The following is a 25,728-nucleotide window of genomic DNA, read 5'->3' as shown; positions in this document are numbered from 1 at the left end:
CGTTACTGGATCTTCTGGACGAGGTCGAGCAGCTTGCGGCCGTCGGCGCCGGTCTCGTCGGCGAAGCCTTCGGCGAAGGCCGGCGCCATCGCCGCCTTGAAGGCGGCATTCTCCTCCGGCGTCGCGACGTGGACCTTGATGCCCTTCGATTCCAGCTCGGCCGGGGCATTGGCCGCGGCCTCCTGCGAGGCTTCGATCGCCCAGATGGAGGCCTCGTCGCCGGCCTTCTTCAGGGCGGCCTTGTCCTTGTCGCTCAGCTTGTTGTACCAGGCCGGGTTGACGTAGCCGTGCATGTAGGCGGCCAGCACCGGCACCACCGTCATGTGGTCCTGCACCTCGAAGTATTTGCGCGACCAGGCGGCGGCGACGTCGGTGATGGCGGCGTCGATCACGCCGGTGGCCAGCGCCTGATAGACCTCGCTGCCGGGGATCGCCACCGGCGTGGCGCCCATCGCCTTCAGCCCGCGGTCGAAGGCGGGGCCGATGCCGCGCATCTTGAGCCCCTGGAAATCCTCGGGCTTCAGCAGAGCCTTGCCCTTGGAGGTGAAGACGCTGGTGTTGGTCTGGAACATCCAGGCGACGTTCTTCACGCCCTTCTTCAGCAGCCGTTCCTCAAGGAAGGCGGCGGCCTCGGAGTCCGGCCATTTCTTCCACGCCTCGATCGAGGACATGGTGTAGGGGCCGACGGTGACGTTCATCAGCGGCAGCGTCTTGCCCCACTGGAAGTTCAACGAAAAGGCACATTCGATGTCGCCCTTGGCGACGGCCAGGATGTTGTCGTTGGCCTTGATCAGGCTGTCGGCGCCGAAGACCTGGACGTCGAGATTGCCCTCCGACAGCGTCTTCACCTCCGCCGCCCAGCGCTCGATGACCTTGGAAATATGGTGAGGGGGCGGCAACTGGTGGCTGCAGCGCATGCGCGTCGCCGCTTCCGCCGTCCCTGCCGGCAGCGCCATCAGCGCCGCGGCGGAAGCGGCGGCGAACAGCGCCGCCCTGGTCATGGTGAAGCCCCGGCTGGACGTCGTGGTGGGCATCATGTCCTGCACCTCCCGGTGATTGTTCGTTGCGGCGGTCCGGAGACGGGCGACGGCAGCGCCGGATGCGGAGCCGGGCCAACTGCGGGCATCCGGATTGTTTGTGTGCGCAGCAGAACAGCATGCCGGGGGAGGGTCGTAAAATACAAAGACCAGAAGCGAGCTATCTGGTTTCGAGATAGCTGTCGCGCCACCGGCCGGGCCAGCGGCCGCTGGCATGCGCCTCGCGCACCACGTCGACCATCAGCCGCCGGGCTTCCACCACCGCACGCGAGGCGGTCTTGATGCGTGACGACACCAGGAACAGGGTACGTCCCATGGATGGATTCACCACCGGGCGGGCGACCAGCTCGCCGCGGGCGATCTCGTCGCCGGCCAGCGCCGCCGACTGGACGGTCACGCCCAGCCCGGCGCTCACCGCCCGCTTCAGCGGAATGGCGGATTCGATCTCCAGATAGACCTTGTCGGCGATGGCGCGGCGGACGCCGGCGTCGCTGGCCAGCGCCTGGAGGACGGCGGTACGGCCGGGCATGATCAGCGGCAGGCGCAGCACCTCGGCCAGGTCGATGGGGCCACCGTCGCCGATCATCTCCCGGGTGCCCAGGCAGACCAGCTCCTCGTCCAGCAGCGGCACCGCCTCCAGGCGGTCGTCGCCGGGAGGCACCAGGGTCAGGGCGAGGTCGGCCTGGCCCGACAGCATCCACTCATGCATGATCTCGCTGTGCGCCTCGATCACGCGCAGCTTCACCTCGGTCAGGGTGGCGGCGACGCGGCGGATGAAGGGCAGGCCGATCGCCTCCATCGCCGTGTAGTTGAAGCCGACCATCACCGGCCCGACCGCCGCCCGTGCCAGCGACAGCACGTCCAGTTCCGCCTGCTCCAGCGCATGCAGCACGCCCCGCGCATGGGCGTGGAGCCGGTCGCCGGCCTCGGTCCGGCTGACGCCGCGCGGCTGCCGCACCAGGAGCTGGACGCCGAGATCCTCCTCCAGCGTCGCCACATGCTGGCTGAGCGCGGACTGGGCGACGTTCAGGAACTCGCTGGCCTTGGAGAAGCTGCCGAGCTCGCAGACGGCGGCGAAGTAGCGGAGGCGGCGGAAATCCAGCTTCGAGGACATGCGGCGTAACCCGTGGGTGAGGAGCGGTCCGCCTGCGCGGCACCGTCTCCGCGGATCGTAGCGCCCGCCCCGCGGAAACGCGACTGCCGCAGGTCCGCCGCCCTCCTCCCGTCCCCTCTGGCGCTCCTCAATGGTTGTCGCGCGGGATCCCCATGGTCCGGGCGACGCGCTGGTACTTGACCGCCGGCTTCAGCACCATGCCCTTGTCCAACTGGTCGACCATGCCGCGCTGGATTTCCTGCCAGGGCGTCTGGGACGGCGGGGCGGGATAGCCGCCGGCGGCCTCCAGGGCGGCGCGGCGCTCGGCCAGCTCGGCGTCGGGGATCAGCAGGTCGGCGCTGCCGCGGCGCAGGTCGATCCGGATCCGGTCGCCGGTGCGCAGCAGGGCCAGCCCGCCGCCGGCCGCCGCCTCGGGGGCGGCGTTCAGGATCGACGGCGAGCCCGAGGTGCCTGACTGGCGGCCGTCGCCGATGCAGGGCAGGGAATGGATGCCCTGTTTGATCAGTTCGGCGGGCGGGCGCATGTTCACCACCTCCGCGGCGCCCGGATAGCCGATGGGGCCGGTGCCGCGGATGACCAGGATGGTGTAGGCGTCGATGCCGAGATCCGGGTCGTCGATGCGGTGGTGGTAGTCCTCCGGCCCGTCGAAGACGACGACCCTGCCCTCGAACGCCTCGGGGTCGTCGGGGTTGGACAGGTAGCGCTCGCGGAAGCCGTCGGAGATCACGCTGGTCTTCATGATCGCGGCGTCGAACAGGTTGCCGCGCAGGACGACGAAGCCGGCGTTGATCCGGAGCGGCTGGTCGATCGGGTAGATCACGCGGGTGTCGAGGATCTCGCGGTTGCGGCAGTTCTCGCCGATGCTGCGCCCGTTGGCGGTGGGGGCGTCCTCGCGGATCAGGCCCTTGGTCATGAGCTGCGAGACCACGGCCGGGACGCCGCCGGCGCGGTGGAAGTCCTCGCCGAGATACTCGCCGGCCGGCTGGAGGTTGACCAGCAGCGGCACGCCCAGCCCGTGGGTCTGCCAGTCGTCCACCGTCAGCTCGACGCCGATGTGCTTGGCGATGGCGTTGATGTGGATCGGCGCATTGGTCGAGCCGCCGATGGCGGAGTTGACGACGATGGCGTTCAGGAAGGAGTCGCGGGTCAGGATGTCGGACGGCTTGATGTCCTGGTGGACCATCTCGACGATGCGCTTGCCGGTCTCGTAGGCGGCCTGCTGGCGCTCGCGGTAGGGGGCCGGGATGGCGGCCGAGCCCGGAAGCTGCATGCCCAGCACCTCCGCCAGCGAGTTCATGGTGGAGGCGGTGCCCATCGTGTTGCAGTAGCCGGTCGAGGGGGCCGACGACGCCACCAGCTCGATGAAGCCCTGGTAGTCGATCTCGCCGGCCGCCATCATCTGGCGCGCCTTCCAGACGATGGTGCCCGACCCGGTGCGCTCGCCGCGGAACCAGCCGTTCAGCATCGGCCCGACCGACAGCGCGATGGCCGGGATGTCGACGGTGGCCGCCGCCATCAGGCAGGCCGGCGTGGTCTTGTCGCAGCCGATGGTCAGCACCACCCCGTCCAGCGGGTAGCCATAGAGCACCTCGACCAGGCCGAGATAGGCGAGGTTGCGGTCGAGCGAGGCCGTCGGCCGCTTGCCGGTCTCCTGGATCGGGTGGACGGGAAACTCGATGGCGATGCCGCCGGCGCTGCGGATGCCCTCGCGCAGCCGTTCGGCCAGCACCAGATGGTGCCGGTTGCACGGGCTGAGGTCGGAGCCGGTCTGGGCGATGCCGATGATCGGGGCGCCGGACTGCAGCTCCTCGCGCGTCAGCCCGTAGTTCAGGTAGCGCTCGAGGTAGAGCGCGGTCATGTCGGGGTTGTCGGGATTGTCGAACCACGCGCGCGACCGCAGCCGCCGGCCCGTACCGGAAGAGTTCTGGGGGGAGGTGGGCTTCGTATCGGTCATGTCGGACACCGTTTCATGGTGGGGCGCTTGGCTTACCAGTGGAAGGCATCGGTGGTGCGCCAGCGCCCGACAAGGCAGGCGTCGGCGACCAGATGCAGCGGGCGGGCGTCGATGTCGCTCGCACCGTCCAGCATCAACCGATGGAAGTGGCGATAGATCCGTTGGTATTCGCTGTCGGGCTCGGCCATTGCCGGCACGCCGTCCACGATCAGCCGCGTGCCGCCGTGGGTGAGGTCGAGGCGGCTGCCGTCGGCGGTCTCGATGGCGATCGACCAGGTCTGCTCGCCCTGCTGGAGGAAATCGAAGTCGGCGGTCACGACGCCGACCGGCGCGCCGGGAGCGGCGCGCATCTCCAGCATCGCCCTGATAGGGGTGTCGCGGTTGGCGGGGACATGCAGCTCGGCGCTGCGCACGAAGACCGGGGCCGGCAGGACGGCGGTCAGGATCGACAGCGCGTTGATGCCGGGATCGAAGACGCCAAAGCCGCCGGCCGCGAAAATCCAATCCTGGCCCGGATGCCAGCGCCGCACATCCTCCTTCCAGGTGATGGCGACGCTGCGGACCGTCGCGTCGGCCAGCCGCTGCCGCGCCTCCTCCACCGCCGGATTGAAACGGGAATGCCAAGCGGTGAGCAGGGTGCGCCGGGCGGCCTGCGCCTGCGCGGCGATGTCCTGCATCTCCGACAGGGTGGCGGCGGGCGGCTTCTCGATCAGCACATGCTTGCCGGCGCGCAGCGCCTCCACCGTCAGGCCGTGGCGGACGGCGGGCGGCGTGCAGATCGCCATGGCGTCGAGGCCGGGCAGGGCCGCCAGCATTTCGGCCTGGCTGCGGAAGCAGGGCACGCCGCCGGTGCCGGCGCTGTCGCCGTCCGGGCTGACCACGGCCGCCAGCTCGAACAGGCCGGTCGCGGCGATGGCGGGGATGTGCTGGTCGCGGGCGATCTTGCCCAGGCCGACCAGGCCGAGAGTGGGCAGGCCGGTGGTGGGCAGGCCAGGGGTAGGGAGCGTCATGGTGGCGTTCCTGCAGGCGGCGTCCCGACCCGGACGCGGCCCCAAGCCGGGCAGGGCGTCAGGCCTTGCCCTTGTTGTAGACGTCGAAGCAGACGGCGGCGAGCAGCACCAGGCCCTTGATCACCTGCTGCCAGTCGATGCCGATGCCGAGGATCGACATGCCGTTGTTCATCACGCCCATGATGAAGGCGCCGATCACCGCACCCGTCACCCGGCCGACGCCGCCGGAGGCCGACGCGCCGCCGATGAAGCAGGCGGCGATGACGTCCAGCTCGAAGGAGACGCCGGCCTTCGGCGTGGCGGTGTTGAGCCGCGCGGCGAAGATCAGGCCGGCCAGCGCCGCCAGCACGCCCATGTTGACGAAGGTGTAGAAGGACAGGCGGCGGGTATCGATGCCCGACAGCTTGGCGGCCTTCTCGTTGCCGCCAAGCGCGTAGATGCGCCGGCCGATGGTGGTGTCGCGGGTGACGAAGGCGTAGAGGCCGACCAGCAGCGCCATGATGATCAGGACGTTCGGCAGCCCCTTGTAGGAGGCGAGCAGCCAGCCGAGATAGGCGACCACCGCGAACAGCCCGGCGCTCTTCAGCAGGAACAGCGGCAGCGGCTCCTGCTCGATGGCGAAGCGGTGGCGGCGGATGCGGGTGGCGACGCTGAGGCCGATCATGACCGCCGGCGTCACCAGGCACAGCAGCAGCGTCGTCAGGTGGAACCCCGCCGTCCCGGCCAGCGGCCCGAACGGGTCGGGGATGAAGCCGGAGCTGAGGCGCTGGAATTCCACCGGGAAGGGGCCGACCGACTGGCCGGCGAGCAGGGCGAGGCTGAGGCCGCGGAAGACCAGCATGCCCGCCAGCGTCACGATGAAGGACGGGATGCGGAAGTAGGCGACCCAGTAGCCCTGGGCGGCGCCGATGGCGGCCCCGGCGATCAGGCTGACGATGGCCGTCGGGATGAAATGCCAGTGGAACTGCACCATCAGGATGGCGGCGAGCGCGCCGATGAAGCCGACGATCGAGCCCACCGACAGGTCGATGTGCCCGGCGACGATCACCAGCAGCATGCCCAGCGCCATGATGACGATGTAGCTGTTCTGCAGGACCAGGTTCGTGAGGTTCAGCGGCTGCAGCAGCGTGCCGTTGGTGACGTACTGGAAGAAGGCGACGATCGCCAGCAGCGAGATCAGCATGCCGTAGTCGCGCATGTGGCTCTTCAGGAACCTGGCCATCGACTCCTGGCGCGGTTGCCGGGCCGGCAGATTCAGTTCGGCGCTCATTGCAGATACTCCCGCGTCGCCGTGCCGCCGGCGGCAGACGACATGATGGCGTGCATGATCTTTTCCTGGCTGGCCTCCGCGGCCGGCATCTCGGCGACGATCGCGCCTTCGTTCATCACATAGATGCGGTCGGCGACGCCAAGCAGCTCCGGCAGCTCCGACGAGATCAGGATGACGCCGCGGCCTTCGGCCACCAGTTGGTTGACGATGCTGTAGATCTCGTACTTGGCGCCGACGTCGATGCCGCGGGTCGGCTCGTCGAGGATCAGCACCTGAGGGTCGGCGAACAGCCACTTGCTCAGCACGACCTTCTGCTGGTTGCCGCCCGACAGGTTGACCGTCTCCTGGAAGACGCTGGAGCAGCGGATGCGCAGGCGGCGGCGGAAGTCGTTGGCGACCTCGATCTCGCGCTCGTGGTGGATGACGCCGCGCCTGGCGACGCCGTCGAGGTTGGCGAGCGTCACGTTGTGGCGGATGTCGTTGTCGAGCACGAGGCCGTAATGCTTGCGGTCCTCGGTGGCGTAGGCCAGCCCGCCGTCCATGGCGCGGCGGATGGTGGAGACGTCGATCTCGCGGCCGCCCAGATAGGCGTTGCCGCGGATGTTGCGGCCCCAGCTTCGGCCGAACAGGCTCATGGCGAACTCGGTGCGGCCAGCGCCCATCAGGCCGGCGATGCCCACCACCTCGCCGCGGCGGACGTGCAGGTCGATGTCCTTGACGACCCTGCGGCCGGGATGGATGGGGTGGTCGGCGCTCCAGCCCTTCACCTCGAACAGGATCTCGCCAGGCCGGACCTCCCGCTTGGGGTAGCGGTCGGCGAGGTCGCGGCCGACCATGCCCTTGATGATGCGGTCCTGGCTGATCGGCCCGTCGTGGCAGTCGAGCGTCTCCACCGTGCTGCCGTCGCGCAGGATGGTGACGCGGTCGGCGACCTTGGCGATCTCGTTCAGCTTGTGCGAGATCAGGATGGAGGAGATGCCCTGCTCCTTGAAGCGCAGCAGCAGCGCCAGCAGGGCGTCGCTGTCGCTCTCGTTCAGGCTGGCCGTCGGCTCGTCGAGGATCAGCAGCCTGACCTGCTTCGACAGCGCCTTGGCGATCTCCACCAACTGCTGCTTGCCGACGCCGATGTCGGTGATCAGGGTGTCCGGCGGATCGCTCAGCCCGACCATCCGCAGGAGCTCGCGCGCCTTGGCGGTCGCCGCCGTCCAGTCGATCACCCCGCGCCGCGCCTGCTCGTTGCCGAGGAACAGGTTCTCGGTGATCGACAGCAGCGGCACCAGCGCCAGTTCCTGGTGGATGATGATGATGCCGAGCTTTTCGCTGTCGGCGATGCCGCGGAAGGCGACGGGCTGGCCGCGGAAGCGGATCTCGCCGTCGAAGCTGCCTTGCGGGTAGACGCCGCTCAGCACCTTCATCAACGTCGATTTGCCGGCTCCGTTCTCGCCGATCAGCGCGTGGATCTCTCCCTCGCGGACGGAAAGATTGACGTCGTCGAGCGCCTTGACGCCCGGGAACGTCTTGGAGATGCCGCGCATCTCGAGAATGCTGTCCATGGATGCCTCCGCCCTGCCGCCTCCTCGCCGTTACTTGATCTGCGACTCCTTGTAGTAGCCGCCGTCGACCAGCACCTGCTTCCAGTTGGAGGCGTCGACGCTGACCGGCTTCAGCAGGTAGGAGGGAACGACCTTCTTGCCGTTGTCGTAGGTCTTGGTGTCGTTGACCTGCGGGGTTCGGCCGGCCAGCAGGTCGTCGACCATGCCGACGGTGACCTTCGCCAGTTCGCGGGTGTCCTTGAAGACGGTGGAGCGCTGCTCGCCGGCCAGGATCGACTTCACCGACGGCACCTCGGCATCCTGGCCGGTCACCACCGGCATCGGCTGCGACGGCGAGCCGTAGCCGACGCCCTTCAGCGAGGAGATGATGCCGATGCTGAGCCCGTCATAGGGCGACAGCACCGCGTCCAGCTTCTTGTCGCCGTAATAGGCGCTCAGCAGGTTGTCCATGCGCGACTGGGCGACAGCGCCGTCCCAGCGCAGGGTGGACACCTTGTCCATGCCGACCTGGCCGCTCTGCACCTTCAGCTTGCCGGCGTCGATGTAGGGCTGCAGCACCGACATGGCGCCGTTGTAGAAGAAATAGGCGTTGTTGTCGTCGGGCGAGCCGCCGAACAGCTCGATGTTGAAGGGACCCTTGCCCTCCTTCAGTCCCAGCGCCTTCTCGATGTAGGAGGCCTGGAGGACGCCGACCTGGAAATTGTCGAAGGTGGCGTAGTAGTCGACGTTGGCCGAGCCGCGGATCAGGCGGTCATAGGCGATGACCTTCACCCCCTGCTCCGACGCCTTCTGCAGCACGTCGGTCAGCGTCGTCCCGTCGATGGCGGCGATCACCAGAACCTTGTCGTTCTTGGTGACCATGTTCTCGATCTGGGCAAGCTGGTTGGGGATGTCGTCCTCGGCATATTGCAGGTCGGTCTTGTATCCCTTCTCCTGGAAATACTTGACCATGTTGTTGCCGTCGTCGATCCAGCGCGCCGAGGACTTCGTCGGCATGGCGATGCCGACGGTGGGCTTGTCCTGCGCCAGGGCCGGGACGGCGGCGGTGCCGGTGAGGGCGAGAAGGCCGAGCGCGAGGCCGGCCAGCTTGGCCTTCATCGGTTTGGCGGCAGCCGGTTTGGTGGCCACCGATTTGGCGGTTAAGGACGGGATGTAGGAAAACATGGACCGGAAACCTCCCCATTTTTCCGCGCCGCGCGGTCTCCGCCTCTCTGCGTGTGCGGCAGACAGTGGGGCGCCTTACTGTTCGCTATAATAGCAATCCGCCGATTTGAAATAACTGTCAAATACGATTATCGGCGGGATCCATGTGCATTTTGATATCGGTGGAGGGGCGGGCGCTCGCGTCCTCCGTCCCCGCCTTCATCTTCCGTTCGGATGCCGCGCGGATCGCGGTCAGCACGGTGCGGGCGCCCGGCGACAGCGACCGGTCGCGCAGCCGGAAGATGCCGTAGGGCTCGACGCTGAAGCGCTTGTGGAACGGCATGATCGTGCAGCAGCCGCTGGGTGAGAACACCTGGGCGAGCGCACGGGCGAAGACGGTGATGGAGTCGCTTTCCGCCACCATCGCCATCGAGATGACGGCGGAGGCGCTCTCGATCACCCGCTGCGGCGGCGGTTCGCCTTCGCCCCGGAACAGGGCCTCGACGCGCTCGCGCAGCAGGGAGCCGGCCGGCTGCAGGATCCAGGTGGCGTCGGCGAGGTCGGCCGCGGTCAGCGGGCGGCCCAGCCGCAGCAGCGGATGGCCGTCGCGGCAGATGAAACACAGCTCCTCGCTGCTGATCTCCTGGTAGTCGAAGGTCGCCGGATCGCTGCGGACCGGCAGGCGGCCGATGGCGAAGTCCATCACGCCCTGCTGCACCCGCTCGACCAGCACGTCGCTGGTCTCCACCGCCACCGCGATCTTCAATGCCGGGTGTTCGCGCGACAGCGCGCCGACCACCGGCACCACCAGCTCTACCGCCGGGGCCGTCACGGTGCCGATCGACACCCGGCCGCTGTGCCCGGCCAGCAGGGCGTTCAGCTCCTCGCCGGTTTCCTGCAGCTCGCTGAGGATCATCCGGGCATGGCGGATCATCAGGCTGCCGTACCAGTTCGGCTCGATGCCGCGGCCGTGGCGGTCGAAAAGCTCGATTCCCAGCGTCTCCTCCAGGTCGCCCAGCAGCTTGGAGGCGGCGGGCTGCGACATGCCCAGGCTGGCGGCGGCGCGGTGCAGGTTGCGGTGCTCGTCCAGTGCCGCGAAGAGCTGGAGATGGCGCAGCTTCAGCCGTGCCTTCTGGAACCAGTCGGGGGACAGGCGGTGCGGGGTCACGGTCGGAGGCCTCCGGTCGGGCGGTGGCACGGAGATACGGAATTCTGTATCGTCGGGAGCGATCTTCGTATTGGACGGCTATCAAGAGCCTCCTTATCGTTCGTGTCGTCAACAAAATTCACGGCGGCTGCCGCCGCCGGCGAGGGAGACGGAACGGCATGCCGCAGGAAGCGCGTTGTGTATGGGCCGCCCGGGCGACGCTGGGCGAAGGGCCGCTGTGGTCGCCGGGGCAGGGCGCCGTCTTCGCCGTGGACATCCGCGGCGGGCGCATCCTGCGCCACGGCCTGTCCGACGGCACGCAGACGGAATGGGCACTGGGGGACGCCGCCTGCTGGCTGGTGGAGGCCGCCGACGGCGACGGCTTCATCGCCGGGCTGCGCTCGCGCCGGGTGGTGCGGCTGCGCCCCGGTCCGGACGGGGTGGAGATCGCCGGCGAGCTGGCGCGGCTCGACCCGGACCGGCCGGGCAACCGGCTGAACGACGCCAAGGCCGACGCGCTGGGCCGGCTGTGGGTCGGCAGCATGCATGACGCGGAGAGCGATCCGGCCGGCGCGCTGTTCCGCATCGATCCCGACGGCACCGTGACGCGGGTCGACGAGGGCTATGTCGTCGCCAACGGCCCGGCGCTGTCGCCGGACGGCCGCACGCTCTACCACACCGACAGCGCGGCGCGGACGGTCTACGCCTTCGACCTCGGGGCGGACGGCGTCCTGTCGGGCAAGCGCGTCCATATCCGCTTCGCCGAGGCGGACGGCTATCCCGACGGCATGACCTGCGACGCCGAGGGCGGGCTGTGGATCGCCCATTGGGACGGCGGCCGGGTCAGCCGCTTCCGTCCCGACGGCACGCTCGACCGCGCGATCCCGCTGCCGGTTTCCCGCGTCACCTCCTGCGTGTTCGCCGGGCCGGATCTCGACCGCCTGTTCGTCACCACGGCCGCGCACGGCCGTCCGGAGGAGCCGCTGGCCGGCGGGCTGTTCGAGTGCGATCCCGGCGTCCGCGGCCTGCCCTGCGGCCGTTTCGGGCGCGGAGTCGCGTAAGCGCCGAGGCAGTGCAAGGCGCTGAATCTCCCCCTCCCAGGCTCCTGATGCATGGATGTTGCGACACGGGAGATAATTCCTTCTCCCCTCCGGGGAGAGGGTCGGGGTGAGGGGGCAGCATGGGAGAACGCCCATGCCAGGGGATGGCGAAGGGGCAGTATGCCCCTTTGCGGCGCGCCTCCGCGCGCCGTCCCCCTCACCCTCCCCAGGGGGGCGAGGGCTTTTCCCGTAGCTACGCAACATCTGTACATGCCGTAGCGTGAGAGTGGAGGAGGGATGGGGAGGGGAACGGCGATGCATCGGTGCCGTGGGAACGCCGCTCCCTCACTGGACGTTGCACAGAAGCTCAGACATTATCCGGCCCTGGAGCATTCCCGTCGATTGACCATTGCCGGGATGGAGCGATGAGCAACGCTGCCCGTTAGCCGGGGAACGCCGTGGAACGTCTCGGGTCAGAGCAGGGGGGGTGGCGGCGGCTTGTTCTCGCCGTGACCGCCTGCGCGCTGATCATCCAGGGCTTCCTGTTCGGAGCGGTCGGGCCGAAGACCCTCGCCTGGAAGGCCGATTTCCAAGGCGTCGTTCATGAGCGGGCTGGGCATTCCGCCCATGATGCCGGCCATCCCGGCCATGGCGGCGACCGGCCGGGAAAGCCGGCGGGGGACCAGTCGCACGATACGCTCTGCGCGCTCATCTGCTCGCTGAGGGCGGTTGCGTCCGGACCGGCGCTCCTGCCGGCGGTGACGGTGCCGGATGCGCCGGCGCCGGCGCTGGCCCAGCCGCTGTTGCCGGTGTCGGCCATCGTCCTCCAGGCCCGGTCGATGCTGCCGATCGGGGCGCGGGGGCCGCCGGTCCGGGGCTGATCACTCCTGCAATCACCGATTTTTGCGATGACAGCGCCGCCGTGCCGTTCCACGGGACGGCGCGGCCGGCGCTTGCACGAGGGTCACCCCATGGTGAACACGACCTTATCCGCCGCAGGAGCCGCAAGCCGCTCCTCGGACCTGTACCGTGCCGTCTGGCGCTGGCACTTCTATGCCGGCCTGATCGCCCTGCCGTTCCTGATCCTGCTGGCCCTGACGGGAGCCCTCTACCTGTTCCGCGACGAGATCGACGGCTTCGTCCACCGCGACGTGATGACGGTGGAGGCCCGGACCTCCGCGCCGGCCGCGCCGACCGTGCTGGTCGCCGCAGCGCTGGCGGCGCATCCCGGCACCGTCTTCAAGTATGTGCCGCCGGCCCGTCCGACCGCTTCGGCCGAGGTCGGCATCAAGACGCCGGCCGGCGAGAAGATGTCGGTCTTCGTCGATCCCTACGACCGCCGGGTCCTCGGCGAGATCCCGGACAAGGGCACCGTGATCTGGATCGTCCGCCAACTGCACAGCCTGTCCTATTTCGGGCCGGTGGCGAACGGGGTGATCGAGATCGTCGGCGGCTGGACCATCCTTCTGGTCGGCACGGGCGTCTATCTCTGGTGGCCCCGCCGGCAGGCCGGGGACCGGCAGGGCGGCGGCGTGGTGTCGGTGCGCGGCAGGCCAACGCAGCGCGTCTTCTGGCGTGACCTGCACGCCGTCGCCGGCATCTTCGCCGGGGCCTTCATCCTGTTCCTGGCGGTGACCGGGATGCCGTGGTCGGTCTTCTGGGGCAGCTATGTCAACAAATGGGCGAACGGCACCAACTACGGCTATCCGGCCGGCGTCTATGTGGATGTCCCGATGTCGGACCTCCGCCTGAGCGAGGGCGGACCGACCTCCTGGTCGCTGGAGCAGGCTCAGGTCCCGCAATCCTCGGCCCCCGGCGCGGCCCATGGTTCCGGCCATGAGTCCGGGCATGGCTCCGGCCATGAGGCCGCACATGGTTCCGGCCATGAGGCCGTACATGGCGGGGCGGGTGGAGGCGCCGCCGGCGCCGGGGCGATCGACCTCGATGCCGCCGTCGCGATCTTCGACCGGCTGGGTTTGGCGAAAGGCTATGCGGTCAACCCGCCCGCCGGGCCGACGGGCGTCTATACCGGGACCGTCTATCCGGACGATCTCTCCCGCCAGCGCGTCGTCCATCTCGACCAGTACAGCGGCAAGCCGCTGATCGACATGAGCTATGCGGATTACGGCCCCTTCGGCAAGGCGCTGGAATGGGGCATCAACGTCCACATGGGCCAGGAGTTCGGCGTCGCCAACCAGGTGGTGATGCTCGCCGTCTGCGTGGCGATCGTGCTGATGGCGGTTTCGGCGGCGGCCATGTGGTGGAAGCGGCGGCCGAACGGCTCCCTCGGCGTCCCGCCGATGCCGCGCGACCGCGGTGTGATGCGCGGCATCCTTGCCATCCTGGCGGTCGGCGGCATCGTCTTCCCGCTGGTCGGCGCCTCGCTGCTCGTCATGCTCGCCTTCGACTGGCTCGTCATCCGGACACCGCGCACGCGGCGGGCGTGACCTGCACCCGGCCTGGGCGGCCGGGCCGGGCAACCGGCATGGCCAACCGGCATGGCGGGTGCGAAGCCCGCCATGCCGATTCCGTTATCGCCTCGGCCGATAATCGTATTGGACAGTTATTGTTGTGGGGACGTAAAGTGGGCATGGCTGACAAATAAAACCGGATGCCCGAATCAGGGGTGCCGCACCGCGCCGGGCCTGCAGCCCGCCGGTCCTCCCGTCCGGTCCGGTGCAAGACCACGGCAGAACCCAGGGAGTGAAACGAATGTCCAGGAACCGGCTGATCTCCGCCGCCATGGCGGCCCTGTTCATCGGATTTGGCGGGTCGGGTGCCGCCGATGCCGCCGGCGACAAGCTGGTGGTCGGCTTCTCGCAGATCGGCTCGGAATCGGGCTGGCGCGCCGCCGAGACCAAGACTGCGAAGGCGGAAGCGGAAAAGCGCGGGATCGACCTGAAGATCTCCGACGCCCAGCAGAAGCAGGAAAACCAGATCAAGGCGGTGCGGTCCTTCGTCGCCCAGGGGGTGGACGCCATCTTCATCGCCCCCGTCGTGGCCACCGGCTGGGATTCGGTGCTGAAGGAGGCCAAGGAGGCGAAAATCCCCGTCGTCCTGCTCGACCGCCAGATCGAGACCAAGGATCCAAGCCTCTACATGACCGCCGTCACGTCCGACACCGTGCACGAAGGCCGGGTCGCCGGGGAATGGCTGGCCAAGCAGACCGGCGGCAAATGCCCGGTGGTGGAGCTGCAGGGCACCGTCGGCTCCTCGCCCGCCATCAACCGCAAGAAGGGCTTCGACGAGGTCGTCGCCAAGAATCCGGGGATGAAGATCATCCGCACCCAGTCCGGCGACTTCACCCGCGCCAAGGGCAAGGAGGTGATGGAGAGCTTCATCAAGGCAGAGAATGGCGGCAAGGGCATCTGTGCCGTCTACGCCCACAACGACGACATGGCGGTCGGCGCCATCCAGGCGATCAAGGAGGCCGGGCTGAAGCCGGGCAAGGACATCCTGGTGGTCTCCATCGACGGCGTCCCCGACATCTTCAAGGCGATGGCCGAGGGTGAGGCGAACGCCACGGTAGAGCTGACGCCGAACATGGCCGGCCCGGCCTATGACGCGCTGATCGCCTACAAGAAGGACGGCAAGGAGCCGCCGAAATGGATCCAGACCCAGTCGGCGCTGTTCACCCCCGACACCGCGAAGGCCGAGTACGAGCGCCGCAAGGACGCCTACTGACCGGCGCCTGTCGATCCTCATCCCGACCCCAGGGTCCGACCCCAGGGCCCGACCCCAGGGCCCGACCCCAAGGGCCGGCCGCGGGAGCTCCGTCATGACGGCACCCAGTCCAGACGCCTCGCCGCCGCTGCTGGCGATCCGTGGCCTGTCCAAGGCATTCCTCGGCGTCCAGGCGCTCGACGGCGTGGACTTCACCCTGCACCACGGCGAGGTCCATGCGCTGCTCGGCGAGAACGGCGCCGGCAAATCGACGCTGATCAAGACGCTGACCGGCGTCTACCAGCGCGACGCCGGCCTGGTGGCGCTGGAGGGGCGGGAGATCGCCCCCCGCAGCGTCGACGAGGCGCAGCGCCTGCACATCGGCACCGTCTTCCAGGAGGTGAACCTGCTGCCGAACCTGTCGGTGGCGGAGAACCTGTTCCTCGGCCGCCAGCCGACGCGCTTCGGCTTCGTCGACCGCCGGGCCATGAACCGGCGCGCGCGTGCGGTGCTGGTGCCCTACGGGCTGGCCATCGACGTGACGGCGCCGCTGGGGCGCTTCTCGGTGGCGACGCAGCAGATCATCGCCATCGCCCGCGCCGTCGACATGTCCGCCAAGGTGCTGATCCTGGACGAGCCGACCGCCAGCCTCGACGCGCAGGAGGTGGCGGTGCTGTTCACGGTGATGCGGACGCTGAAGGCACGTGGCATCGGCATCGTCTTCGTCACCCATTTCCTCGACCAGGTCTATGCGGTGTGCGACCGCATCACCGTGCTGCGCAACGGCCGCCTGGTCGGCGAGCGGCGGACGGCGGAGCTGCCCCGCCTCGACCTCGTCGCCATGATGCTGGGGCGCGAGCTGGAGGAGGCGGCGCACCGGATCGAGTTGGGACCGGCCGGCGGGGACGACCGGGCACCGCTGGCCCGGTTCCGCGGCTACGGCAAGGCGCGCAGCGTCGAACCCTTCGATCTCGACATCCGCCCCGGTGAGGTGGTGGGTCTGGCCGGGCTGCTGGGATCGGGCCGCACCGAGACGGCGCGGCTGGTCTTCGGCATGGACCGCGCCGACCGCGGCGAGGCGACGGTGGACGGCCGGCCCGTGCGCCTGCGCGACCCGCGCACGGCGATCCGGCTCGGCTTCGGCTTCTGCCCGGAGGACCGCAAGAAGGAGGGCATCGTCGGCGAGCTGTCGGTGCGCGAGAACATCATCCTGGCGCTCCAGGCCCGGCAGGGCTGGCTGAAGCCGCTGCCGCGCCGCCGGCAGGAGGAGATCGCCGACCGCTTCATCCGCCTGCTCGACATCCGCACCCCCGACGCCGAGCGGCCGATCCAATTGCTGTCGGGCGGCAACCAGCAGAAGGCGCTGCTGGCGCGCTGGCTGGCGACCGAGCCGCGGCTGCTGATCCTGGACGAGCCGACGCGCGGCATCGATGTCGGCGCCCATGCCGAGATCATCCGCCTGATCGAGCGGCTGTGCGCCGACGGCATGGCCCTGCTGGTCGTCTCGTCGGAGCTGGAGGAGATCGCCGCCTACAGCCGCCGCGTCGTGGTGCTGCGCGACCGCCGCCATGTGGCGGAATTGAGGGGAGAGGAGGTCACCGTGGAGCGGATCGTCGCCGCGATCGCGGCGGAACCGGGGGCAAAGGAACCGGGGGCAAAGGAACCCGGGGCAACGGCACCCGGGGCAACGGCACCAGGCGGGGCGCCGCGATGACGCCGCCGGCCCGCACATCCGCCGCCGGCATCCCGCGCGCCCTGCCGCAATATGGCGCGCTCGTCGCCGTGCTGCTGGCGAACTGGCTGCTGTTCCCCGATTTCTTCACCATCCGCCTCCAGGACGGCCGGCTGTTCGGCAGCCTGATCGACGTGCTGAACCGCGGGGCGCCGGTGGCGCTGCTCGCCATCGGCATGACCATGGTCATCGCCACCCGCGGGGTCGACCTGTCGGTCGGCGCGGTGATGGCGATCTCGGGTGCGGTGGCCGCCACCATGACCGGCGCCGGCTGGGGTCTCGCCCCGGTGCTGGCGACCTCGCTCGCCGCCGGGCTGCTGTGCGGCCTGTGGAACGGACTGCTGGTGGCGGTGCTGCGCATCCAGCCGATCATCGCCACCCTGATCCTGATGGTGGCCGGGCGCGGCATCGCCCAACTGATCACCGAGGGGCAGATCGTCACCTTCACCAGTCCGGGCCTCGCCGCCGTCGGCAGCGGCTCCGTCCTGACCGTGCCGATGCCGGTGGCGATCACGGTGGCGGTGCTGGCGGTGACGGGACTGCTGGTGCGGCGGACCGCGCTGGGGCTGATGATCGAGGCGGTCGGCGTCAACCGGCTGTCGAGCGCCGGGGCCGGCGTCAACACGCCGGTGGTGCTGGTGGCGGTCTACGCCTGGTGCGGGCTGTGCGCCGCGGTGGCCGGGCTGATCGTCACCGCCGACATCCGCGGCGCCGATGCCAACAATGCCGGCCTGTGGCTGGAACTGGACGCCATCCTGGCGGTGGTGGTCGGCGGCACCTCCCTGCTGGGCGGGCGCTTCGGCCTGGTGCTGTCGCTGGTGGGGGCGCTCATCATCCAGGCGATGAACACCGGCATCCTGCTGAGCGGCTTCAAGCCGGAATTCAACCTGATCGTCAAGGCGGTGGTGCTGATGATCGTCCTGCTGCTGCAGTCCCCGGCGCTGACGCTGTTCCTGCCGCGCCCCGGAAGCCCGCGCTCCGGAAGCCCGCACCCGCGTACGCCGCGGCCGGCCGAGCCCCCGGTGAAGTCTGGCAGCGTGAAGTCTGGCGGCGTCAAGTCCGGCGGCATCAAGCCGGGCGCGGGGGCATGAGGCCATGATCCAGCGATTTCTTCCCCTGATCGTCACCAGCGCGGTGCTGGTGGTCGGGTTCCTGCTGTGCGCCGCCCAGTTCCCCAACTTCGCCTCGCTGCGGGTGGTCGGCAACCTGCTGACCGACAACGCCTTCCTCGGCATCACCGCCGTCGGCATGACCTTCGTCATCCTGTCCGGCGGCATCGACCTGTCGGTCGGGGCGGTGATCGGCTTCACCACGGTGCTGCTGGCGGTGCTGATCGAGCAGGCGGGTTGGCATCCGGCCGCCGCCTTCGCCGCAGCGCTGGCGGTGTCCACCGGCTTCGGTGCCGCCATGGGGCTGGTCATCCACGTCTTCCGGATGCCGCCCTTCATCGTCACGCTCGCCGGCATGTTCATCGCCCGCGGCATGGGCTTTGTCCTGACCACCGATTCGATCCCGGTCAACCACCCGCTCTACGGCGTGCTGAACGACGTGGCACTCCGCTTCGACGGCGGCGGCCGGCTGAGCCTGCCGGCGATGCTGATGCTGGCGGTGTTCGCGCTGGCGGTGGTGCTGGCGCACTGGACCCGCTTCGGCGCCAACCTCTACGCGCTGGGCGGCAACCGCCAGTCGGCGGAGCTGATGGGCGTGCCGGTGGGGCGGACCACCGTGCTGGTCTACGCCCTGTCGGGCGGGCTGGCCGGCCTGGCCGGGATCGTCTTCTCGCTCTACACCGGCGCCGGCTATTCCCTGGCGGCGACCGGCGTCGAGCTGGACACCATCACCGCCGTGGTGATCGGCGGAACGCAGCTCACCGGCGGCTACGGCTACGTCGCCGGCACCTTCGTCGGCGTGCTGATCCAGGGGCTGATCCAGACCTACATCACCTTCGACGGCAGCCTGAGCAGTTGGTGGACCAAGATCGTCATCGGCGCCCTGCTGTTCATCTTCATCCTGCTGCAAAAGGGGCTGCTGGCGGTGTGGACCGGCCGCGGCGGCGAAACCGCGGAGGCCTGATGCCGATCCGATCCTTCCTGTTCGACAGCCTCGACGGCCAGCCGGTCGAAGGCTTCATCCTGTCCGCCGGCGGGCTGGAGGCGACGGTGATCGCCCATGGCGCCCGCCTTACCCGCCTCCTGGTGCCCGACCGCGACGGCCGCCGGGCCGATGTCGTGCTCGGGTTCGACCGGCTGGCGGACTACCTGGCCAGCGACGCCTATTTCGGCGCCACCTGCGGCCGCTACGGCAACCGCATCGGCGGTGCCGCCTTCACGCTGGACGGCGTGCGCCACGCCCTGAGCGCCAACGAGCCGCCGAACCAACTGCATGGCGGCGTCGAGGGTTTCGACCGCCGGCTGTGGCGGGCGTCGGTGGACGAGGGCGCCGACGCCGTCGGCTTCGCGCTGGTCTCGCCGGACGGCGACCAGGGCTATCCCGGCCGGCTGAGCGCCGGCGTGCGCTACCGGCTGGCCGGCGACGGCGTGCTGGAGATCACCATGACGGCCGATACCGACCGGCCGACCGTGGCCAACCTGGTCCATCACAGCTACTGGAACCTTGCCGGGCAGGGGGAGGGCGACCTGCGCGACCACCGCCTGACGGTGGCGGGTGGTTTCGTCACCCCGGTTGGTGCCGGCCTGATCCCGACCGGGGAGGTGCGGCCGGTCGAGGGCACCCCCTTCGACCTGCGCGGCGGCCCGCGGCTGGGTGATGCGCTGGCGGCGGTCGGCGGCATCGGCTTCGACCACAACTGGTGCCTGGACGGGCCGGCCGGGGACCTGCGCCCGGTCGCCCGGCTGGAGCATCCGCCGTCGGGCCGCCGGATGGAGCTGTCCACCGACCAGCCGGGGTTGCAGGTCTACACCGGCGGCTATCTCAGCGAGCGCGTGGTCGGCAAGGGCGGCCGGCCCTACCGGCCCTTCGCCGGGATCGCCCTGGAATCGCAGCGTTTTCCCGACAGCCCCAACATCGGCCACTTCCCCTCCGCCCGGCTCGACCCAGGGCAGTCCTACGAGCACCGCCTGCGCCTGCGCTTCAGCGTGGACTGAACGGCAGCGGACAGGGGGGCGGACAGGGAACCGCATCCTCCCTCCGGGGTTCATCCCTGGGTGCAGCGGCCGAGCCGCTGCCAGTGCCAGGGCTGCAATCCGCAGGAAGGAGATCGACATGGCCGCGATGCTGGACGATACCGGACCGGCAGGCCGGAGCCCCCAGGCCTCCGCGGTGCTGGTGCCCGGCCGGACCTGCTGGCGGATCGAGCGGGCCGGCCGCATGGCGGTCATCATCGACGCGGCCGCCTATTTTTCCCTGATCAAGCAGGCGATCCTCGGTGCCCGCCATACCGTCATGCTGATCGGCTGGGACTTCGACACGCGGATCAAGCTGCAGCCGGACGACCCGATCCCCGGCGTGCCGGACGAGCTGGGCGCCTTCCTGTCCTGGATCGTGCGCGAGCGGCCGGAGCTGACCATCTACCTGCTGAAATGGGATCTGTCGGTGCTGAAGCTGGCAGTGCGCGGCGGCACGCCGCTGGCCCTGCTGGAGTGGATGACCAGCCGGCGCCTGCGCTTCCACCTCGACTCGGCCCATCCGCTCGGCGCCTGCCATCACCAGAAGATCGCCATCATCGACGACGCCCTGGCCTTCTGCGGCGGCATCGACATGACGACGGACCGCTGGGATACGCCGGCCCATCGCGACGAGGACCCCCGCCGCATCCGTCCGGGCGGGGATCCCTACGGCCCCTTCCATGACGTCACGACCGCCGTCGACGGCGACGCGGCGCGTGCGCTCGGCGACCTGGCCAGGGAGCGGTGGAGGCGGGCGACGGGCGAGGTGCTCGTGCCGCCGCCGCCGACCGAACCGCACTGGCCGTCCGACCTGTCCGTGGACTTCCGCGACATCCCCGTCGCGATCGTGCGCACGGACCCGATGGCGGCGGACAAGGAGGGCGGGGATGGGACCGGCGTTCGCGAGATCGAGCAGCTCTATCTCGCCGCGATCGCCTCCGCCCGGCGGTTCATCTACCTGGAAAGCCAGTATTTCGCGTCGGAGCGGATCGCGTCGGCGATCGCCGCCCGGCTGCGGGAGGCCGAAGGCCCGGAGGTGGTGGTGATCAACCCGGAGCGCACCACCGGCTGGATCGAGGAGGAGGCGATGGGCTGCGCCCGCTCGCTGCTGCTCGAGCGGGTGCGCGAGGCCGACGGCCACCGGCGGTTCCGCATCCTGGCGCCGGTGACCGAAGGAGGCCAGGGCATCTATGTCCATGCCAAGGTGCTGGTGGTCGACGACCGCTTCCTGCGCGTCGGATCGTCCAACATCAACAACCGCTCGCTGGGTCTCGACACCGAATGCGACCTCGCGGTCGAGGCGCCGGAGGAGGGCGGCGACCCGGCGGTCCGTGCCGCCATCCGCGCCGTCCGCACCCGGCTGATGGCCGAGCATCTCGGCAGCACCGTCGAGGAGGTCGAGAGGCTGGAGGAGGAGAGCGGGTCGATCCTCGCCATGCTCGACCGGCTGAGGCGGCCGTCGGGCCGGAGCCTCATCCCGCTGGAGCCGAAGCCGCTCACCGACCTCGAACGCGAGATGGTCGAGACGCATCTGCTCGATCCCGACCGGCCGGAGCCGATGGCCAAGATGATCCTGCGCGGCGCGACGCTGTTCGAGGACGTGAACCGGCGGACGGTCCGCACCGCCGCCTGGATCGCGGCCGGGGCGGGACTGGCGTTCGGGCTGGGCGCCTGGGCTTGGCAGCGTCGTCGTCGGCAGGACGCCTGAGCCGTCGCGGCCGGCTGGGGAAAGTTTTTTTCGATCGGGTGAATTCTCCGCTTGTGCGGGGAGCGGCCGGGGGCTATACAGCCGCTCCCCGCACCACCCAAGCGGTGCAGGGGAAGCGCTCGTGGCGGAACTGGTAGACGCGCTAGGTTCAGGTCCTAGTGGCCGCAAGGCCGTGGGGGTTCGACTCCCTCCGAGCGCACCAACATCTCGGTGTTGGTGAAGAGGAAGCAGAAGTATAGTGGGGCCATAGCTCAGCTGGGAGAGCGCTACAATGGCATTGTAGAGGTCAGGAGTTCGATCCTCCTTGGCTCCACCACTTCTGAAGTCCGGGTTTGTCTATCGGGGTGTCGCCTTGTGAAAGGTGCCGCTCCATTGTGCGGGTGTAGCTCAGTTGGTTAGAGCGCCGGCCTGTCACGCCGGAGGCCGCGGGTTCAAGTCCCGTCACTCGCGCCACATTGCGGGCGTAGCTCAGGGGTAGAGCACAACCTTGCCAAGGTTGGGGTCGAGGGTTCGAATCCCTTCGCCCGCTCCAGTTTCGGAGCGACAGTTCCGGGTTCCCGTGGTCTCGTAGCTCAGCGGGAGAGCACTACGTTGACATCGTAGGGGTCACTGGTTCAATCCCAGTCGGGACCACCATTCTGAAGGCCGCCGACCGGAACGGGTCGGCGGCCTTCGCCATTTCCGGGGTCCGAAGATAGCCCCGCTCTCCTTCCGCCAACCGCCTCGTGCCGGATGGACGCCGCATGGGCGCCGCCGATCCGGTTCCGCCGGTGGTGCCACCTGCTGTCCCGGCGCCATCGGCCCGGGAAAAGAAACAGCCCCTCAGTAATCGATAATTGCGGTCCGGAAGCCGTCATCCGCCGTCATCGGAGGCCCGAAAGCGGAAAACGAACAGCATATGGCGGCTTCATGAGGATCTTCCCGGCCATGTGTTTCAGTTTTTACTAACTATTTCAGCGACAAAATCTTCATGTTCCATTCTGGATATATGGAGAAATAGAAAATGACTTACAAAGAATTTTGTTGTTGTCTTGCGGAAATCTTTTTGTCGGTGGTGCGCAGCATCGTTCCGCTTGTGCTGCTCACTCTTTTCGTTGCAAGCCCGGCACTGGCGGACGATGCCGACAAGGTGATCCTGACCGTTGCTGGAAAGGCGGACCGCCCGGCACGCTTCACGCTTGCCGATCTGGACGCGCTGCCGCAGGCGGAAATCAGGACCTCGACTCCCTGGCATGACGGGGTGAAGCGGTTCACCGGCCCCTCCCTGGCAGAGCTGCTGCGCAAGGTGGGGGCGACGGGGAGCGAACTGGCGGTGACGGCGCTGAACGACTATTCCGTCAGGCTTCCGGCCTCCGATGCGGCCGAGAGCGGTCCGATCCTCGCCACCCGGATCGACGGCCAGCCGATCGCCGTCCGGGCGAAGGGGCCGATCTTCATCATCTATCCCTTCGACGCCAAGCCGCAACTGCGGATCGAGACGATCTACAATCGCTCGGTCTGGCAGGTGAAGCAGATCGACGTCCAGTGACCAGCCGAGCCGACCGATGCCTTTAGCGGTGATCAAGGCGAAGCGGACCGCCGCGCGGCGGCGCAACCGTCTGCGCCTGTATGCCCTGGTCGGTCTGCTGGCGGCCATCACCGCGGCGACGGCGATCCTCGTCACCATCGTCCTGCAGGGTGCCGTCGCCGAGAGCCGACTGCAATCGGTGCATGCGCCGGAGAACCTGTCCTGGGCCGTGTACCAGGTCCAGTCGGAGCACCAGAAGCTGGAGCTGGCCCTTCTGCATGCCGCGGCGACCGCCGACGGCGAAGGGTCGCTGGACACGCTGGTGCTGCGCTACGACATCCTGCTCAGTCGGCTGCCGACCCTGCGCCGGCAGCTCGACTCCCAGTCGGACGAGGTCGCCGACCGGATCCGGTCGATGCTGGTACCGATCGAGACGACCGTCCTCGGCTGGGAAAAGGATCTGGCCGCCCTCGACGCCGCCGACCCGGCCCTTCCCGCCACCCTGATCGCGCTCGAGCGGCAGGTGGAGGACCTCGGGCCGCGCCTGCAGCAGACGGTCATGGCCGTGGTCACGCTGGTGAGCGAGCGGGCCACGGAATCACGCATCGGCCTGCGTGAGCGGCTCGGCACTCTGGCCGGATTCCTGGTTTTGCTGTCCGCCTGCGTGGCGGCGGTCGTGGCGCTGATGATCTGGCAGCTCGTGAACGAAAGCCGTGCACGCGATTGTGCCGAAATATTGGCCGACAGCCTCGATCGCGCCAGGGAGCAGGCCGAGAACGCCAACCGCGCGAAGAGCCAGTTCCTGGCGGCGATGAGCCACGAGATCCGCACGCCGATGAACGGAGTGCTCGGCACGGCGTCGATCCTGCTGGACGATGACCGGCTGGGCGAGGAGCAGCGCCGCTATGTCGGCGTCATCCGCAACTCCGCCTCGGCCCTGCTGGCGGTGCTCAACGACATCCTGGACTTTTCCAAGATGGAGGCCGGCAAGTTCGAGATCATCGCCGACGCCTTCGACCCGGTGGCGACGATCGACGAGGTGGTCGACGTCTTCGCCGCTCCCGCGCACGAGAAGGGGCTGCGCTTCGACCTGCGGATCGCCGGCGACGTCCCGCTGGCCGTCATCGGCGACGCCGGCCGTATCCGCCAGATCCTGGTCAACCTGGTCAGCAACGCCGTCAAGTTCACCGACAGGGGCGGCATCGGCCTGCGGGTGGAGTGCCGGTCCGGCGCCCGGCCCGGACAGGTGGCGCTGACGATGACGGTGCATGACAGCGGGATCGGCATTCCGGCGGACAAGATCGGTCAGCTCTTCCGCGAATTCTACCAGGCGGACCAGAGCGACCGGCGCCGCTTCGGCGGCACCGGACTGGGCTTGGCCATCAGCAGCACGCTGGCCGGTCTGATGGGGGGGCGCATCGCGGTGGAGAGCGAGGAGGCCAAGGGCTCGTGCTTCTCGCTGACCCTCGACCTTCCGGTCGCGGATGCCACGCCCTGGACCCGCGCGCTGAGGCAATGGCCGGGCCGCGACGCCGTTTGCCTGATACCCGATGATCTGGACTTCACCGCCGCCGGGGCGGCGCTGGACAGGCTCGGCATCCAGGCGCGGCGGGCCGGCGGCATCGACGAGGCGTTGTCGCTGCTGTCGGCGCCCGCGGCCATGGAGGGGGCGGCCATGAATGGCCGCCGGCTGCTGGTGGCCAGCCGTGAGGGGATGGCTGGCGATGCCGCCGGGCGGCTGATGGCGTCAGGCCACGGTGATGCCGCCGCCGTCCAAATCATCATGCTGTCGGCGAACCTGCAATCCGGCCAAGAGGGCACGGCGCTGCACTGCATGCTGCCCGTGCGCGCCCGCACCCTGGCGGGCCTGCTTGCCGATCAACGACCGGATGCGCGGCGCGCCCGGCCGGCGGCGAGCGCCGGTACCGATGTCCGGCCGGCGGCGGACGTGCTGTCGATCCTGGTGGCGGAGGACAATCTCGTGAACCAGATGGTGATCGACGGCCTGCTGCGCCGCCTGGGGCACCGGGTCACCATCGTCGGCGACGGGATCGCCGCGGTGCAGGCCGCCCGCGACGGCGGCTTCGACCTTCTGCTGATGGACATGCAGATGCCGGGCCTCGACGGGATAGAGGCGGCGAAGAGGATCCGCACCCTGCCTGGACCGGTCGGGAGGATCCCGATCGTCGCGCTGACGGCCAACGCGATGAAGGAGCATCGCGACGCCTGTGCGCAGGCCGGCATGACCGGCTTCATCGCAAAGCCGGTCAACCAGCGCATCCTGGCCGGCGCCATCGAAGCGGTCGGCCTGACGCCCGCCCCATAATCCCGTTGCCGGCCGTCCCTGCGCAGCGGCGTGTGCCGGGGCGTCCGTCGGGGCTGCCGTGCGCATCGGAAAAAAGCGCTTGCGTGGCTCGTCCAAGCGGCCTATATACCCGCTCCCACGACGCCGGGCTGCGGATGACGCAGAAACGGCGGAAGGGAAAAGGGTGGTTGCAGCAAGTAAGTGCCGAACGCTTCGAAAAAAAGCGGTTGACAGCGAAAGTAAAACCTCCTAGAAAAAGCGAACAAGACGCGGCGTTCTGAACGAAGACGCCGACGAGTTGTTCGGGCGGTGCCGATAAGGCGCTGCGGGTTCTTTGACAAGTTTATACCGTGTTGTGAGAAGGGATGCGCAGGCGGCGGCAGTTGGTAGCCGTTGCGGCCTGGGTGGTGCTGGTTCTGG

The 25,728-nt window shown here is 69.0% G+C and carries 19 protein-coding genes and 5 tRNA genes; 16 read left to right on the top strand and 8 right to left on the bottom strand.

The window, feature by feature from the left end; all coding sequences use genetic code 11:
• Positions 1-2: 2 nt before the first annotated feature.
• The 8 genes from dctP to J2850_RS11810 form a co-directional block, all read right to left on the bottom strand.
• Complete coding sequence (gene dctP, locus J2850_RS11845; protein WP_209981829.1) at positions 3-1,037, bottom strand: TRAP transporter substrate-binding protein DctP; 1,035 nt, start codon at positions 1,035-1,037, stop codon at positions 3-5.
• A 160-nt stretch (positions 1,038-1,197) separates the two neighbouring features.
• On the bottom strand, positions 1,198-2,151 hold the full coding sequence (locus tag J2850_RS11840) for a LysR family transcriptional regulator (protein WP_209981827.1): 954 nt from the start codon (positions 2,149-2,151) through the stop codon (positions 1,198-1,200).
• Between the two features lie 127 nt (positions 2,152-2,278).
• Complete coding sequence (locus J2850_RS11835; RefSeq protein ID WP_209981825.1) at positions 2,279-4,105, bottom strand: IlvD/Edd family dehydratase; 1,827 nt, start codon at positions 4,103-4,105, stop codon at positions 2,279-2,281.
• 32 nt (positions 4,106-4,137) lie between these two features.
• Positions 4,138-5,115 carry a Gfo/Idh/MocA family protein gene (locus J2850_RS11830; protein WP_209981824.1) on the bottom strand — a complete coding sequence of 326 codons (978 nt, stop codon included), beginning with the start codon at positions 5,113-5,115 and terminating at the stop codon, positions 4,138-4,140.
• Positions 5,116-5,173: 58 nt separating this feature from the next.
• Positions 5,174-6,385: a multiple monosaccharide ABC transporter permease gene (mmsB, locus tag J2850_RS11825; RefSeq protein WP_209981822.1), complete on the bottom strand. Its 1,212-nt coding sequence runs from the start codon at positions 6,383-6,385 to the stop codon at positions 5,174-5,176.
• Positions 6,382-7,938 carry a multiple monosaccharide ABC transporter ATP-binding protein gene (gene mmsA, locus J2850_RS11820; protein WP_209981820.1) on the bottom strand — a complete coding sequence of 519 codons (1,557 nt, stop codon included), beginning with the start codon at positions 7,936-7,938 and terminating at the stop codon, positions 6,382-6,384. Before mmsA ends, mmsB begins: the two co-directional genes overlap by 4 nt.
• 30 nt (positions 7,939-7,968) lie before the next feature.
• Positions 7,969-9,102 carry a multiple monosaccharide ABC transporter substrate-binding protein gene (gene chvE, locus J2850_RS11815; protein WP_425514132.1) on the bottom strand — a complete coding sequence of 378 codons (1,134 nt, stop codon included), beginning with the start codon at positions 9,100-9,102 and terminating at the stop codon, positions 7,969-7,971.
• 118 nt (positions 9,103-9,220) lie between these two features.
• The gene (locus tag J2850_RS11810; protein ID WP_209981818.1) at positions 9,221-10,249 is read right to left on the bottom strand and encodes a LysR family transcriptional regulator; all 1,029 of its coding nucleotides are present in this window, start codon (positions 10,247-10,249) and stop codon (positions 9,221-9,223) included.
• 158 nt (positions 10,250-10,407) lie between these two features.
• Here J2850_RS11810 and J2850_RS11805 point away from each other — a divergent pair, with 158 nt between their 5' ends.
• The 16 genes from J2850_RS11805 (at position 10,408) to J2850_RS11730 (ending at position 25,329) form a co-directional block, all read left to right on the top strand.
• On the top strand, positions 10,408-11,289 hold the full coding sequence (locus tag J2850_RS11805) for an SMP-30/gluconolactonase/LRE family protein (protein ID WP_209981816.1): 882 nt from the start codon (positions 10,408-10,410) through the stop codon (positions 11,287-11,289).
• A gap of 437 nt (positions 11,290-11,726) precedes the next feature.
• The gene (locus tag J2850_RS11800) at positions 11,727-12,149 is read left to right on the top strand and encodes a DUF2946 family protein (RefSeq protein WP_209981814.1); all 423 of its coding nucleotides are present in this window, start codon (positions 11,727-11,729) and stop codon (positions 12,147-12,149) included.
• Between the two features lie 90 nt (positions 12,150-12,239).
• Positions 12,240-13,715, top strand: a complete 1,476-nt coding sequence (locus J2850_RS11795; protein ID WP_209981812.1) for a PepSY-associated TM helix domain-containing protein — start codon at positions 12,240-12,242, stop codon at positions 13,713-13,715.
• Positions 13,716-13,980: 265 nt separating this feature from the next.
• Complete coding sequence (ytfQ, locus tag J2850_RS11790; protein WP_209981809.1) at positions 13,981-14,952, top strand: galactofuranose ABC transporter, galactofuranose-binding protein YtfQ; 972 nt, start codon at positions 13,981-13,983, stop codon at positions 14,950-14,952.
• A gap of 94 nt (positions 14,953-15,046) precedes the next feature.
• Complete coding sequence (gene ytfR / locus J2850_RS11785) at positions 15,047-16,645, top strand: galactofuranose ABC transporter, ATP-binding protein YtfR (protein ID WP_246513005.1); 1,599 nt, start codon at positions 15,047-15,049, stop codon at positions 16,643-16,645.
• Positions 16,642-17,754 carry an ABC transporter permease gene (locus tag J2850_RS11780; RefSeq protein ID WP_209981808.1) on the top strand — a complete coding sequence of 371 codons (1,113 nt, stop codon included), beginning with the start codon at positions 16,642-16,644 and terminating at the stop codon, positions 17,752-17,754. The genes ytfR and J2850_RS11780 overlap by 4 nt, the downstream gene beginning before the upstream one ends.
• 4 nt (positions 17,755-17,758) lie before the next feature.
• Positions 17,759-18,736, top strand: coding sequence for a galactofuranose ABC transporter, permease protein YjfF (gene yjfF, locus J2850_RS11775; protein ID WP_209981806.1), 978 nt, complete (start codon positions 17,759-17,761; stop codon positions 18,734-18,736).
• Positions 18,736-19,767, top strand: a complete 1,032-nt coding sequence (locus tag J2850_RS11770; protein WP_209981804.1) for an aldose epimerase family protein — start codon at positions 18,736-18,738, stop codon at positions 19,765-19,767. The genes yjfF and J2850_RS11770 overlap by 1 nt, the downstream gene beginning before the upstream one ends.
• A gap of 118 nt (positions 19,768-19,885) precedes the next feature.
• Entirely contained in the window at positions 19,886-21,496 is a 1,611-nt protein-coding gene (locus tag J2850_RS11765; RefSeq protein WP_209981802.1) for a phospholipase D-like domain-containing protein, read from the top strand.
• 115 nt (positions 21,497-21,611) lie between these two features.
• Positions 21,612-21,698, top strand: a tRNA-Leu gene (locus J2850_RS11760).
• Positions 21,699-21,736: 38 nt separating this feature from the next.
• Positions 21,737-21,812, top strand: a tRNA-Ala gene (locus J2850_RS11755).
• A 60-nt stretch (positions 21,813-21,872) separates the two neighbouring features.
• Positions 21,873-21,949, top strand: a tRNA-Asp gene (locus J2850_RS11750).
• A 4-nt stretch (positions 21,950-21,953) separates the two neighbouring features.
• A tRNA-Gly gene (locus tag J2850_RS11745) sits at positions 21,954-22,028 on the top strand.
• Between the two features lie 29 nt (positions 22,029-22,057).
• Positions 22,058-22,132: transfer RNA gene (locus J2850_RS11740), tRNA-Val, on the top strand.
• A 367-nt stretch (positions 22,133-22,499) separates the two neighbouring features.
• The gene (locus tag J2850_RS11735) at positions 22,500-23,024 is read left to right on the top strand and encodes a putative pterin-binding protein (RefSeq protein ID WP_209981800.1); all 525 of its coding nucleotides are present in this window, start codon (positions 22,500-22,502) and stop codon (positions 23,022-23,024) included.
• A 16-nt stretch (positions 23,025-23,040) separates the two neighbouring features.
• Positions 23,041-25,329, top strand: coding sequence for an ATP-binding protein (locus tag J2850_RS11730; protein WP_209981798.1), 2,289 nt, complete (start codon positions 23,041-23,043; stop codon positions 25,327-25,329).
• Positions 25,330-25,728 lie beyond the last annotated feature (399 nt).

It is taken from the genome of Azospirillum picis (assembly GCF_017876115.1).
Classification (GTDB): domain Bacteria; phylum Pseudomonadota; class Alphaproteobacteria; order Azospirillales; family Azospirillaceae; genus Azospirillum; species Azospirillum picis.
Note: the sequence above shows the minus strand (reverse complement) of the source record. Positions and strands in the feature narration are given on the sequence as shown.